General features: G+C 67.9%; 9 protein-coding genes. 7 read left to right on the plus strand and 2 right to left on the minus strand.

What is annotated here, in order from left to right:
• Window positions 1-40 precede the first annotated feature (40 nt).
• The 4 genes from ACUYM2_RS07380 (at window position 41) to ACUYM2_RS07395 (ending at window position 6,835) form a co-directional block, all read left to right on the plus strand.
• Window positions 41-1,639, plus strand: coding sequence for a cytochrome ubiquinol oxidase subunit I (locus ACUYM2_RS07380; protein WP_481599483.1), 1,599 nt, complete (start codon window positions 41-43; stop codon window positions 1,637-1,639).
• Window positions 1,640-1,673: 34 nt separating this feature from the next.
• Complete coding sequence (gene cydB / locus ACUYM2_RS07385) at window positions 1,674-2,723, plus strand: cytochrome d ubiquinol oxidase subunit II (RefSeq protein ID WP_481599484.1); 1,050 nt, start codon at window positions 1,674-1,676, stop codon at window positions 2,721-2,723.
• Between the two features lie 6 nt (window positions 2,724-2,729).
• Window positions 2,730-6,200 (plus strand): thiol reductant ABC exporter subunit CydD, encoded by a 3,471-nt coding sequence (gene cydD / locus ACUYM2_RS07390; protein WP_481599485.1) that lies wholly within the window; start codon window positions 2,730-2,732, stop codon window positions 6,198-6,200.
• Between the two features lie 155 nt (window positions 6,201-6,355).
• Window positions 6,356-6,835, plus strand: a complete 480-nt coding sequence (locus tag ACUYM2_RS07395; protein ID WP_481599486.1) for a universal stress protein — start codon at window positions 6,356-6,358, stop codon at window positions 6,833-6,835.
• Here ACUYM2_RS07395 and ACUYM2_RS07400 read toward each other — a convergent pair.
• Both ACUYM2_RS07400 and ACUYM2_RS07405 read right to left on the minus strand, forming a co-directional pair.
• On the minus strand, window positions 6,830-8,038 hold the full coding sequence (locus ACUYM2_RS07400; protein WP_481599487.1) for a cation:proton antiporter domain-containing protein: 1,209 nt from the start codon (window positions 8,036-8,038) through the stop codon (window positions 6,830-6,832). The genes ACUYM2_RS07395 and ACUYM2_RS07400 overlap by 6 nt on opposite strands.
• A gap of 94 nt (window positions 8,039-8,132) precedes the next feature.
• On the minus strand, window positions 8,133-9,323 hold the full coding sequence (locus ACUYM2_RS07405; RefSeq protein WP_481599488.1) for an FAD-dependent monooxygenase: 1,191 nt from the start codon (window positions 9,321-9,323) through the stop codon (window positions 8,133-8,135).
• 172 nt (window positions 9,324-9,495) lie between these two features.
• Between ACUYM2_RS07405 and ACUYM2_RS07410 the strand changes: the two genes are divergently transcribed.
• The 3 genes from ACUYM2_RS07410 to ACUYM2_RS07420 all read left to right on the plus strand — a co-directional run bounded on the left by ACUYM2_RS07410 (window position 9,496) and on the right by ACUYM2_RS07420 (window position 13,918).
• Window positions 9,496-10,821 carry an APC family permease gene (locus ACUYM2_RS07410; protein WP_481599489.1) on the plus strand — a complete coding sequence of 442 codons (1,326 nt, stop codon included), beginning with the start codon at window positions 9,496-9,498 and terminating at the stop codon, window positions 10,819-10,821.
• Window positions 10,818-12,146: a DUF2254 domain-containing protein gene (locus ACUYM2_RS07415; protein WP_481599490.1), complete on the plus strand. Its 1,329-nt coding sequence runs from the start codon at window positions 10,818-10,820 to the stop codon at window positions 12,144-12,146. Before ACUYM2_RS07410 ends, ACUYM2_RS07415 begins: the two co-directional genes overlap by 4 nt.
• 437 nt (window positions 12,147-12,583) lie before the next feature.
• Window positions 12,584-13,918: a quaternary amine ABC transporter ATP-binding protein gene (locus ACUYM2_RS07420; protein ID WP_481599491.1), complete on the plus strand. Its 1,335-nt coding sequence runs from the start codon at window positions 12,584-12,586 to the stop codon at window positions 13,916-13,918.
• Window position 13,919 lies beyond the last annotated feature (1 nt).

The raw sequence follows: 13,919 nt of genomic DNA on the forward strand, positions 1-13,919 counted from the left end.
ATCGTAGAAAACTCTCGGGAACCTAGCCAAAGGGACTGCCTTGGACGCCTTGGAAATCGCACGCTGGCAATTCGGTATCACCACCGTCTACCACTTCATGATGGTGCCGCTCACCATCGGCCTGGGCCTGGTGGTGGCAGTGATCCAGACGCTCTGGTACCGGACCGGCAAGCCCGAATACCTCCGGATGACCAAGTTCTGGGGCAAGCTCTTCCTGATCAACTTCATCATGGGCGTCGCCACCGGCATTGTGCAGGAGTTCCAGTTCGGCATGGCCTGGAGCGAGTACAGCCGCTTCGTCGGCGACGTCTTCGGCGCCCCGCTCGCCATGGAGGCGCTGCTGGCCTTCTTCGTGGAGTCCACCTTCCTTGGCCTCTGGATCTTCGGCTGGAAGCAGCTCAAACGCGGCGTGCACCTGGCCTGCCTCTGGATTGCCGTGATCGGCTCGGTCTTCTCCGCCTACTTCATCATTGTGGCCAACAGCTGGATGCAGCACCCGGTGGGCGTCGAGATGATTGACGGGCGGCCGGTGATGACCGACGCCTGGGCCGTTTTCACCAACAACACCGCCCTCGTGGCCGTGCCGCACACCCTCTTCGGCGCCCTCGCCGTCGCCGGGTCCTTCCTCCTCGGCATCGCCTGGTACCACCTGTGGCGCCGCCGCCACGACGGCATCGACACGGTGGGGGCGGACGGCAACGTCGTTCCGGGCGAGTCCCGGATTCCCGGCCGCGACCGTGCGGACCACGCCGTCTGGATCCGCTCGCTGCGGATCGGCGCCGTCGTCGCGATGATCTCCTTCGCCGGCACCGCCATCACGGGCGACCTGCAGGGCAAGCTGATGTTCGAACAGCAGCCCATGAAGATGGCCGCCGCCGAGGCCGCCTGCCACGACGGCACCGGTTTTTCCATCCTGAGCGTGGGCAACATCGGCTCCAAGAACTGCGACGACGTCGTTGCCGTGATCGAGGTCCCCGGCATCCTGTCCTTCCTGGCCAAGGGCGACTTCACCACCGAGATCAAGGGCGTCAACAGCCTGCTGGATCAGTACAAAGCCGATTACGGCACGCACCTGCCGGACAACCCGATCTACGGGGAGCGCGCCGGCCAGGAAATCCAGTACGTCCCGGTCATGGAAGTCACCTACTGGGGCTTCCGGATGATGATCGGCTTCGGCGGTGTGGCAGCCCTGGCCGCCCTCGTGGCGCTCTGGATCACCCGCAAGGGCACGGTCCCGGCCTCCCGCGGCCTGATGCGGCTCGCCGTCTTCGGCATCCTGGCTCCCTTCGGCGCGAACGCCGCCGGCTGGATCTTCACCGAAATGGGCCGCCAGCCCTTCGTGGTCGCCCCCAACCCGGACCCCAGCGGCATCGACCAGGTCTTTATGTTCACCGCCGCGGCGGTCTCCCCGGGGGTCTCTGCCGGGGAGCTGCTGACCTCCCTGGTGGTGCTGACCGCCGTCTACGCGGTGCTGCTGGTGGTCGAGGTGAAGCTGCTGGTGAAGTACGTCCGCGGCGGCGTCGTCTCCGCGATGCCCGAGCTGGCCCACGCAGCGGCGGAAGAAAACGAGGATCAGACCCCGCCCGGCGGTACCCCCGGCAAGCCCGAAGCGGACGACGTCCTGGCCTTCGCCTACTAACGGCCCCGAAAACAAGCTGCAGAGGATATTCAGTATGGAACTGTTACCCACCATCTGGTTCATTGCCATCGCGGTGCTGTGGACGGGCTACCTCTTCCTGGAGGGCTTCGACCTCGGCGTCGGCATGCTCATGAAGGGCTTCGCCAGGAACAACACCGAACGCAGGGTCCTGCTCAACACGATCGGCCCGGTCTGGGACGGCAATGAGGTGTGGCTGCTCACCGCGGGCGGCGCCACCTTCGCGGCGTTCCCGCTCTGGTACGCCTCCCTGTTCTCCGCCCTCTACCTGCCGCTGCTGCTGGTCCTGGTGGCGCTGATCTTCCGCGCCGTGGCCTTCGAGTACCGGGGCAAGGTGGACACCCCGCAATGGCGTGCGCGCTGGGACTGGGCCATCGCGCTGGGCTCCCTGGTGGCCGCGTTCGGTGTCGGCGCGGCCCTGGCACTGACCACCACGGGGCTTCCGCTGAACGCCAACGGTGACCGCGAGGGCGGCCCGTTCGCCTGGTTCAGCGCCTACGCCGTGCTGGGCGGACTCGCCGTCGTTGGCTTTTCGCTGCTGCACGCGCTGGCGTTCCTGGCCCTGAAGACAGACGGCGAGGTCCGGCACCGCGCGCGGCAGTGGTTCGTCCGGCTGCTGCCGGCGCTGCTCCTGCCGATTGCCGGCTGGGCGATTGCGCTGCAGCTGCAGAGCGGAAAGGCCTGGACCGTGGCCGCCGTCGCCGCCGCCGTCGTGGCCGCCGCCCTGGCGTGGAACTTTGCCCGCGGCGGGGCGGAAGGCAGGGCCTTCCTGTCCCTGGGCGTTTTCCTGCTGCTGGGCAGCGCCTCAATCTTCGGCGCCGCCTTCCCGGTGGTGCTGCCCTCGACCCTCAATCCGGCCTTCAACCTGACGGTCAGCAACGCCTCATCCTCGGACTACACCCTGGGCCTGATGACGATCGTGGCCTGCATCGGGCTCCCGCTCGTCCTCGCCTACCAAGCCTGGACCTACTGGGTGTTCCGCCGCCGGGTGAGTGCGGCCCACATCCCCGAGGCGCACAGCTTCCTGCCCGCGATTGCCGCCAAGGCCCTGGCGCCGAAGGACTAGCCGGCCATGAGACCGCAGTTCCCGACGGGAGCGGCTACCCGCTCGGCGCTCTACCTGCTGGGGCTGCTGGCCGCCCTCAAGGCGCTGTCCCTCGTGCTGATGGGTCAGGCTGTCGCCGCCATGCTGGCCGGTCTGATGGGGCACAACCCCGCCTGGGCCGAGCAGCTCGGCTGGGGCCTGGCCGGGGTGGTGCTGCGCTCGCTCACCGTGTGGGCGCAGGCCGTGGCATCCCGCCGCGCCGCGCTGGGGGTCAAGGAGGAGCTGCGCTCACGGCTGCTGGACCGGGCCCTGCACACCGGCACCCGCACCGCCGGGCCGGCCGACGGCGGACTCGCGGTCCTGGCGACGCGGGGACTGGACGCCCTGGACAACTACTACACGCAGTTCTTGCCCGCGCTGGTGAACTGCGCCGCCATCCCGCTGCTGCTGGGGGCCAGAATCCTCTTCGCAGACTGGATCAGCGCCGTGGTGATCGTCCTGACCGTCCCGCTCGTGCCGCTGTTCATGGTCCTGATCGGCCGCTACACCGAGGACCGGGTCCGGGAAGCCCAGTCGGCGCTGTCCCGGCTCTCGGGGCACATGCTGGAACTCGCCAAAGGCCTGCCCGTACTGGTGGGCCTGGGCCGCGCCGCCGCCCAGCGCAAGGCCCTCGAGGATATCTCGGAGGAATACCGCGCCAAGACCATGGGGACCCTGCGCACCGCCTTCCTCTCCGCCCTGGCACTGGAGCTCATCGCCACGATCTCGGTCGCCGTGGTCGCCGTCTTCATCGGCGTCCGGCTGGTGCACGGGGACATGGCCCTCGAGGCGGGGCTCCTGGCCCTGATCCTGGCCCCGGACTGCTACCTCCCGCTGCGCGAACTCGGCACCGCCCACCACGCCAGCGACGAAGGCCGCGCCGCGCTCGCGGACACCACGGACGTCCTCGACGCCGCCGAGTCCCTGCCGCTCGTCCCCGCCCCGGACCGCCGGGACGGCGCGTCCGTCCCGCCGGCCGTCACGGTTCACGGACTGGCGGTGCGCTACGCCGGCCGCGCGGAACCCGCCGTCGGGCCGCTGAGTTTCACCGCCGCCCCAGGTCAGGTCACTGCCCTTGCCGGCCCCAGCGGGGCCGGCAAGAGCAGTGTCCTGGGTGTGCTGGCCGGCACCATCGGCGCCGGCGGCGGCACGGAGCTCACCGGGCAGCTGAAGGGGTTCAGCAGGGATGACCTCGCCTGGGTGCCGCAGCACCCCGTGCTGGTCGAACCCACGGTGCTCGCGGAAGTCCTGCTGTACCTGGGCACGCCCCCGGACCGGTCCCCGGCACAGAACGACGCCGAGGCCCGGCGTTGCCTTGCCGCGTGCGCCGCGGAACACCTCGCCGCAAAGCATCCTGCCGAGCTCAGCCCGGGGGAGCTGCGCCGGGTGGCCGTCGCCCGCGGACTGGCCCGGATTGCCGCCGGCGCCACGGTACTACTGCTGGACGAGCCCACGGCGCACCTGGACCGGTCGTCCGCGGACGCGGTCAGCCGCACCATCGCCGGGCTCCGGGGCAAGGTCACCGTGCTGTTGGTTGCCCACGACCGGCAAACCCGCGAACTTGCGGACCGGCTGGTGAGCGTCGGCGGCCGCACCGACGCCAGCGTCGCGCCGGCCGTCACAGACGTTGCGCCGTCTTCGGCTAGCGGACACCGCACCCCGGACGGGCAAGACTTCCCGCCGGTATCAGCCGACGCGGCTGCTCTCGACGCCGCGGGCACTCCTGCCGTGGCCGTGACTTCGGCCGCCGGAACTGCGCACTTTGGAACTGCTGCCGCCCTGTTGCGGCGGCTGCTCGCGCCGGTCGCCGGGAAGTTTGCCGCCGCCGGCGCGGTCGGAGTCCTGGCCGCGCTGTTCGCCGTCGCCCTGGCCGGGCTGTCCGGCTGGCTCATTATCCGCGCCAGCGAGCAGCCGCCCATCCTGTACCTGCTCACCGCCATCGTGGGGGTGCGCTTCTTCGGCGTCGGCCGCGCCGCACTGCGCTACACCGAACGCCTGCTCCTGCACGACGCCATTTTCACCGCGCTGACGCGCCTCCGCGGCCGGTTGTGGGAGTCGTTGAGCCGGCGGGCACTGTCGCTACGGCGGCTCCTGCAGGGCGGGAACGTGCTGGGCGCGGTGGTGGATGACGTCGACACCGTCCGGGAGCTGCTGCCGCGCGTCGTGCTGCCGCCGCTCACCGCCGTGGCCGTGGGCGCTGCCGCGGTCACAGCCACCGGGCTGCTGCTCCCGGCAGCGCTGCCGGCCGTGATCGCCGCCGCATTCGTCAGCCTCGCAGCCGCGCCGGCACTGGCGCTGCTCGCGGACCGGATGTCCGCCGGAACCGAACAGCAACTGCGCTCCGGTGTGCTGCGCAGGGTCGCCGCGGCCCTGGATGCTCGTGCAGAACTCCACGCCAATGGCGTGGGCTCCCCGGTCCTGGCCGGCATCCACGCGGCCGACCGCGCCGCGACAGCGGCGTCGCAGCGTTCGGCCCTGGCCGAGGGGCTCGGGCAGGCGCTCACCGTGCTGGCGTGCGGCTCCGCTGCCCTGGCCAGCACGGTCCTCGCCGCACCCCTGGCCCTCGGCGGCGCCGCCGAGCCGGCGACCGTCGCCGTCGTGGTGCTGCTCCAACTGGCGCTCGTGGAACCCTACTCGGCCATCACGACGGCGGTCCGCCAGTACCCGGCGCTGCGCTCCGTGCTGCGGCGCATCAACGTGTCCGGGGTCCTGGATGCGGAGGCGCCCGAAGCGTCCGGCGGACCCGTGCCCGTGGCGGCGCGGCCGGGCAGGGAGCCCGGCGTGAAACTCGATCACTTAGCCGCCGCCTGGCCCGGCGGCGAAGAGGTGTTCAGCTCGCTGACCGGCAGCGCCGAACCCGGCCGCTGGCTGGCCGTGACCGGAGCCTCCGGATCCGGTAAGTCCACCCTGCTGGCAGTGATGCTCGGCTTCCTGCCACCCTCGGGGGGCCAGCTCTTCCTGACCGGCCGGGCCGCCTGGTGCCCGCAGGAGGCGCACCTCTTTGACTCCACCATCCGCGGCAACCTGATGCTGGGCCTGCCCCAGGGCGGTCGCCCCTCGGACGGAGCAACGGACGTGGCCGCGGCCGCCGGGCTCGACCGGCAGCTGGCTGTTGCGCTGTCCGCCGTCGGCCTGGAACCGCTGCTGCAGCGGCTCGACCGCGGCCTGGACACGCCCATCGGGCCCGGCGGAGCGTTCCTCAGCGGCGGCGAGCGGCAACGCCTGGCGGTGGCCCGCACGTTGCTGACCGGCGCCGACGTCATCCTGCTCGACGAGCCCACAGCCCACCTGGATGCGGAGGCGGGCCGGAGCATGCTGGCCGAGCTGCGGCGCGGGCTGGCCAGCCGCACTGTAATCCTGGTGACACACAACCCTGAGGACATCAGTCCGGAGGACAGCCGGCTGGACCTGGACCTGGCCGGGCTCCGGCAGGCCGTGCCGGTTACGGCGCGGAGGTAGGGCCGGCAGTCGGAGACGTTGCTGTCCCGCAAGGCACCGGGGATCTGAGTGAATCTGAAATAGCCGCGCGGTCGCCGTCACTGTAGGGCAACTGGCCCTGATTGGCACAGGTGCTGAGGTCTAGGATGCCCGTAAGGCGAGGGAAGGAAAGTCCAATGACGAACAACGGCGCATTCATCATCGTGGTGGGTTTTGACGGTTCCGAGCATTCCCAGTGGGCACTGAACTGGGCCGTCGACGAGGCCCGCCAACGCAACGGACAGCTCAGGCTGGTGACGGCCTGGAGCAAGCCCTTGATGGCGTGGTTCCCGGCTGTGCTGGAAACGGCGGCGGGTGAAATTGCCACCGAGGAGTCTCCGGAGCAAATGGCGGCCGCTGTCCAGGCCCAGGCACTGGAGTCCGTCTCCGCGGAGGGGATTGCCGCCAGCGGGCAGGTTGTGCACAGCGATTCACCGGCATCGGCCATCCTCGACGCTGCCTCGGATGCCGATCTCGTCGTCGTTGGTTCCCGCGGGCACGGCGGATTTTCGGGTTTGAGCCTCGGTTCGGTCTCCACTCAGATCGTTAACCACGCACCGTGTCCCGTCCTTGTGGTCAATTCCGCTGCGGGCCCGGATGCCCGGCACGGGTCATAGGGGCTCGTCGGCAGCAGCCGAAGCCCGACGCCCGGCGCGCGGCATTTTCTCAAATTGCCTGGCGACCAGAACATCCGTCGACGAGTGGGCCAAGATGGACAGCAGTATGACCAGGGCGATGAGATGAAAGAGCTCATCAGAGCGCTCAATTCCTGATTCAAGGACAAGAAGCCCATAGACCACGGAGGCAAAACCTTTCGGGCCGAACCACATGGCTGCCAGTTGTTCCTTGGCCGGGAGCCCCGTGCCGAGGAAAGAGAGGAGCAACGCCAACGGGCGGGCTGCCACGATGGCGAGGACGGCGAAAACCCAGCCCGTCCAGGCGATCTCGCCAAAGAGGAATGTCGGCGTGATCAAGGCCCCGAAGACCAGAATGGCCGCCAGCTTGAGCAGCTCTGAGACCAGTTCGCCGAATTGTTCGAACTCTTCCCGGAAGCCCGGGCCCGCGGTCGCTACCGTGATGCCGGCAGAAAACGCGGCGAGGAAGAGGTTGGCACCCGTGACCAGGCAGATCGAGAGCACGAGCAGACCGATGGAAACCGCAACCAGGGGTTGGAGGCCCTTCGTCGCCTTCAGGAACGGCAGGCGTTCCAGCCAGATGACCAGCAGCGGTACGAACACGCCGACGAGCAGGCCCAGGACGATTTCCTCGGCAAGAACCGTGGCTCCAACGTCCGTTCCGCCGCCCAGGGCCAGCAACACGAGGACCAGGGGGAGCGCCAGCCCGTCATTGAGTCCGGATTCGACATTCAGCAAATGCCGCAGGCGCCCGGGGACTTCCTTACGCCCCACAATGGCTGCCGCGAACACCGGATCGGTCGGTGCAAGTACGGCTCCGATCAAGAAGCACTGCAGCCAGGGGAGCCCGGCAACATAGCGGGCCAGGAGAGCCGTGACGATGAGTGTCAGCGGCAGCCCCAGCACGAGCGCCCGGCCGGGCAGCCGCCAGGCGCTTCGCAGGTCGGACCAGCCCACTTTCATTCCGTCTGTGAACAGGACGGAAAACAGCGCCAGCTGCGCCAACACTCCAACGACCTGATCGCGGGGTTGCAGGGGAACGAGGCCGGTCACGCCTTGGCCGATGACAAATCCGCCGAGGAGAAACAGCACGGCCGTGGAGAGCACGGTCCGGCTGGCACGTTCGGAAATAAGCACACCTGCAAGCAGGAGCAAGGCAAAAACGAGCGTCAGCATCGGGACCATCGCCACCACCCTATCGGTACGCCGGAGCCTGGCCGCAGGTGCGGAGCCGCGCAGGCCCAGTCTGTCCCGTCATAGGTGAGCGGTCAAGAACGGCTCACTTGGCGATCCGGCCCACGATCTGGCGGGCCACCAGCCGATCGATAGCGGGCAGATGGCTGGCCCGGATGATCCAGCGACGCAACAGGCGCTGGGCCCGGTTCGCGGGCAGGAACGAGGCGGCGGCGCGCCTGCCGGCGGCCTGGGCTTCCTCGACCACCGGCCTCCAGCGCCGTTCGAAGCGAGCAAGGGCAGGACTGATTCCCCCTGGCGCGGTCACCGGCCCTAGCAGGTCAGCCAGCAACGCCGATCCGGCGATGGCGAGCGAACCGCCCTGGCCCGCCAGCAGCGACACCGCCCCGCAGGCGTCTCCTACCAAGACGGTACGTCCACGCGTCCAGCCCGGCATCACAATCTGTGCCACGAGATCGTCGTACGGGTGTTCGGGGCAGAGTTCCAGTAGCCTCTCCACCGCATAGCCCAGTCCGGTGAACTCACGACGCAGCCGCTCCCTCGGAGACTCGGACCGCAGTTGCCCTGCCGCCCCCGCGACATGCCGGTAAACCAGGAACGCTGCCATCTCGTCCGAGCGAAGGCCGTAGAGCCCGGCGAGCCGGCCGATGCTGTCGGTGAGGACGAACCGGTTCCGGAACCGGGCATTCAGGGCCGGGTCGGTCACGATGAAGGCGGCGGCGCGCATGCCCAACGGGTGCAGGTACCCGTCTTCCGGCCCGAACATGAGGGCCCGGACGCTGGAGTGGATTCCGTCCGCCCCGATGAGGACGTCCGCGCTGAGGGTCTGTTCCGGCTGGCCTCCGACGGCGACGCCCACCCCGCCGTCGTCGTCCTCCCACGCCCGGGAAACCGGCGCCCCGTACCGCAGCTGTACCCGGCCGGCGGGTACGTCGTCGAGCGCGGCGAGCGCGGCGCGCTCCATGTCGGGGCGCAGCAGGCTGAGTACTTTGCCGCCGGCGAGCCGGGCGAACTGGTCGAAGTCGAGGCTGGCCGTGGGGCGTCCCGCCACATCGACATATTCAGCCGCCTGGACGTGGTAGGCGACGGCGGCGAGGCGCGGGTACAGGCCGATCCTCTCCGCGGCCTCCACGCCCGGACCAAAGAAGTCCATCATGTAGCCGTCGGGACGCGGAGCGGCCGATTTTTCGAGGACCTCGACGTCCCAGCCGGCCATACCCAGCTGGCGCGCCACGACGAGGCCCGCAATGCCAGCCCCTACAACCACAGCCTTCATGGCGCGCCTCCACCGCGAACCGGTTCGGCCGGGCCCGGGAAGCGGCACAGGCAGCGCCGTCGATTTCCGGGACCCGCTGGTTCATTCTTTGCTCCAAAGACCTCGCCTGGCAACCATCCGGGCCAGGCCCGGTGCGGGCGGCGGTTCCACCGCCGCGGCTAGACTCGTCGTCATGGCTGATGATTCCAAGAAGTTGTCCCTCGCCGGTTCCGTCTCCCTAGGGACGGGGGTGATGGTGGGCGCAGGGATTTTCGCCCTGGTTGGCCAGGTCGCCGGCCTCGCGGGCGGGCTGGTGCCGGCGGCGTTTCTTGCCGGAGCAGTCGTGGTCGCCTTCAGTTCCTACTCCTACGTGAAATACTCCGGAGCCAACCCGTCCTCCGGCGGTATCGCCATGCTGCTCAAGGCCGCTTACGGTCCAGGGGTCATTGCAGGGGCGTTCTCCATGTTTATGTACGTGTCCATGGTGGTTGCGGAGAGTCTCCTGGCCCGGACCTTTGGCACCTACATGCTTCGGCCCTTCGGCCTGCAGGGCTCCGCGCTGCTGGTGCCGGCCCTGGGTGTGGCGGCGATTGCCGCCGCCGCCCTGGTCAACGTGTTCGGCAATACCTTGGTGGAGCGGTCGGCGACCGTCACGGCCGCGGCCAAGATCATCGGCATAGCTGCGCTGGCGATCGCGGGCCTGCTGGCCTCGGGCTGGTCATCGCTGGGGAGTGCGCTCACCGGCGGATCGGGTGAACCTCCCCAGCAGGGCATCCTCGGCTTCCTGGCCGGCACAACGCTCTGCATCCTGGCGTACAAGGGGTTCACCACCATCACCAACCAGGGCGGTGACATCAAGAAGCCGAAAAAGAATATCGGCAGGTCCATCATCATTTCCCTCGTGCTGTGCACGGTCATTTACCTGCTGCTCACGGTGTCGGTCACGGGCAGCCTGAGCGTCCCGGAGATCCTGAAGGCGCGGGATTACGCCCTGGCACGGGCCGCTGAGCCGCTCTTCGGCACCTGGGGGGTTGGGCTGACTATCGCATTGGCCGTTGTCGCCACGCTCTCCGGCCTGCTCGCCAGCCTCTATTCGGTGTCCAGGCTCTATGCGATGCTCCAGGACATGAAGCAGGCTCCGGCGCTTCCGGGAAAGGTCAAACACCAGCCCCTGCTCATCACTGCCGGCCTGGCGATCCTGGTTACCGTGTTCTTCGACCTGAGCCAGATAGCGTCCCTCGGCGCCCTGCTGTATATCAGCATGGACATCGCCGTCCACTTGGGCGTCATCCGGCACCTGCACCACGATATCGAAGCGCGCCGGTGGGTCCCCGTTGTCGCGATCATCCTCGACGTCGTGGTGCTGGCCGCGTTTGTGACCGTCAAGGCCGGGCAGGATTTGCTGACGCTGGGCGTTGCCGCAGCCCTGGCCGCGGCGATCTTCGGGACCCAGTGGTGGGCTGTGAAACGCCGCGACGGCAGCGGGGACACCGCCAAACCGGAGGCCTCCAGAGCATGATTTCACGACTCCGGGCCGCTTTCCGCGCCCGCCTGTGGCCCCTGCCGGTACTGGCGGTGGTAGTGGCCGTGGCGCTGGGTGTCGGGTTGCCCGCGCTCGATGACTTCCTGGACCGGCGCGTCCCCGGCCTGCTGCAGGTTTACGTCTTCAGCGGCGGCCCGGACGCGGCGCGGGCTGTCCTGCAGGCCATTTCCGGATCCCTTATCACGGTCACTTCGCTGACTTTCTCGCTCACGGTCGTAACCCTGCAGCTGGCAAGCAGCCAGTTTTCCCCCCGGTTGCTCCGGACCTTTACCAGCGACCGCTTTGTCCACTGGACCCTGGCGTTGTTCCTGGGAACCTTCTCCTACGCCCTCACGGTCCTCCGGAGCGTCCGGAGCGACGCGGCGGGCAACCACGAGTTTGTACCGGCCCTTGCGGTCACTGTGGCCTTGGCGCTTGCCTTGGCCAGCGTCATCGGTCTTGTGCTGTTCCTCGCCCACCTAACCCGGGAAATCCGGGTCGAGACCATGATGAAGAATGTGCACGCGGAGACCGCCGCCACGATTGAGCGGCTGATCCCGCGGGACCGGTCCCCGCAGCCGGACCACACCGCGCCGCCGGACGGGCAACGGGTGGCGGCGGTCTCCTCCGGATTCCTCAATTCGGTCGACAGTTCACGGCTGGTCCGGGCCGCACGGGAAGCAGGCGCCGTGGTCCGGATCGATGCATGGCCGGGGGAGTCACTTATTGCCGGTGTCCCCTTTGCCACGGTCTGGGCCGCCGGGGAGCGCAGAACATTTACGGCTGCCGAACTCAAGGAACTCGCCGGACTTATAGGCGGCGCCGTTACGATTGGATTTGAGCGCACGAACGAGCAGGACCCGGCCTTCGGGTTCCGTCAGTTGGCCGACGTGGGGGCCCGCGCCCTGTCGCCCGGGACGAACGACCCGACGACGGCGGTGCACGTCATAGGCCACCTCTCCAGCCTGCTCTGCGTGCTGGCGGAGCGGGAACTGAGCGACGAGGCGGCCACAGACGGCGACGGCGTGGTCCGCGCCATCCTCGCCAAGCCCGGCTTCGAGCATTTCCTCTCCCTGGCCGTTTCCCAGATCCGGCACTACGGCATGCAGGACGCCGACGTCGGGAAACGTCTGCTGGCGCTCTTCGAAGAAGTCAGCTGGTGCGACCGCCGGGGTGCCCTGCGCGCCGCCCTGGAAACCCGGCTCTCGGAACTGCGGGAGAGTATCGAACACCACGAATACAGCAGCGCAGAACAACGGGCGCTGGCCGAAAAGTATGAGCACGTCCGTTTGGCTGTCACGTCGATGCCGCACTTTTCCTAATCCGCCTCGGCATTTCCGTTGCCCGCGCGGTATCCAGGCAGGCTGCGCGGGCTAAATAAAATCCCGCAGCGTCGGATAAACCTGCCTTTGACCTGCAACAGGCCGGATTCGGTGGCCTTGAGTCACAATGCCATAACTCCGTTTCCACCGCGCCGTTGCAGGCCACAGAGGGTTCAGAACCACGCTGGATTAGGGCAATAGCTGCCGAATTACGCGCTTAGCGAACACGCCGTTGTTAGTGTGAATGAGTCGAAGCGCATCCGTCGATGCCGGCCCGGACGACAGCCCGGATCCCGGAAAGTCGGGAAGCCTCCCCATGCCTGGCAGAACCGCCGGACAGGCGCGGGGCCTGCGATTTCGCTGGCGCCAGAGGCCGGCACCGGACGCTTCGACCAGCCACCGCCAACGAAGCATCCACACGCGCCACTGCCTGCCGCATGACCGGGCAGGGCGGCGTAGACAGGTCAAAAGTGAGCGATTCAATAGCAGTAAGCGCCAAGGGCGTCTACAAAGTTTTCGGCAAGAAGTCCCTCGAAGCCGTAAGGCGCCTTAAATCAGGTCAGACCCGGGACGATGTGGCAACCTTGGGCACAGCCGCCGTGGTTGATGCCTCATTCGAGGTCAAGACCGGCGAGATCTTTGTTGTGATGGGCCTTTCAGGCTCCGGCAAATCGACGCTAATTCGAATGTTGAACGGGCTTTTGCCGCCCTCGGCCGGTTCCGTTGTGGTGGACGGCACAGACATATCGGAATTGTCCGGCGCGGCCCTCCGCAACGTCCGGCAAAAGAAAATCTCCATGGTATTCCAGCATTTCGCGCTGATGCCGCACCGCACAATTCTTGAGAACGCCGCCTACGGCCTGGAGGTCCAGGGAGTCGCCAAGAATGACCGGCAGGCAAAAGCCGAACACACCCTCTCCCTTGTCGGCCTGGCGGGCTGGGAAGACAAGTACCCGTCCCAGCTCTCCGGGGGCATGCAGCAGCGCGTCGGACTGGCACGGGCGCTCTGCGCCGAGACGGATATCCTCCTCATGGACGAGGCCTTTTCCGCGCTCGATCCGCTGATCCGCCGGGAAATGCAGGAGCAACTGCTGGGCCTTCAGGCAGATCTCGGTAAAACCATCATCTTCATCACCCATGACCTGAACGAAGCCATGTTCCTTGGCGACAGGGTCGCGGTGATGCGTGATGGCGAGATTGTCCAGATCGGAACGCCCGACGAGATCCTGACGCATCCAGCCAACGACTACGTTGCGCACTTCGTCAAGGACGTCGACCGTACCCGGGTCCTCACGGCGGGCTCCGTCATGGAACCTGCCCGGGCGGTCGTGAACCTCACCGGCGGTCCGCGTAACGCCCTGCGGACCATGCGGGACCTGCAGACCTCCGCCGCGTTCGTCGTGGACAAGAAGCGCAAGTACCACGGCACCATCCGCGACCGGGACGTGATGAAGCTGGTAGAAAACCGGAGCCCCGAGCTCTCCTCCGTCGTCCGAAACTCCTCCGACTTCGTCTCTCCTGAGACCGCCCTGGCGGATCTGTTCGGGCTGGCTGTCGAGAGCCCGATCCCGCTTGCCGTTGTCGGCGACGACGGCCGGCTGGTAGGCGCCATCCCGCGGGTGACCTTGCTTGCCGCACTGGGCAATGTGCCGTCCAGCACCACGGGGATCCCGCTCGTTGAGGGCACCCCGGCCCCGATCCCGGAACAGATCGTCACAGCCACGCTTGAATCGACGTCGGCCGATACTGCCGCAACACTCGGAGGCGAATAAC

The organism is Arthrobacter sp. SD1074B (assembly GCF_056780195.1).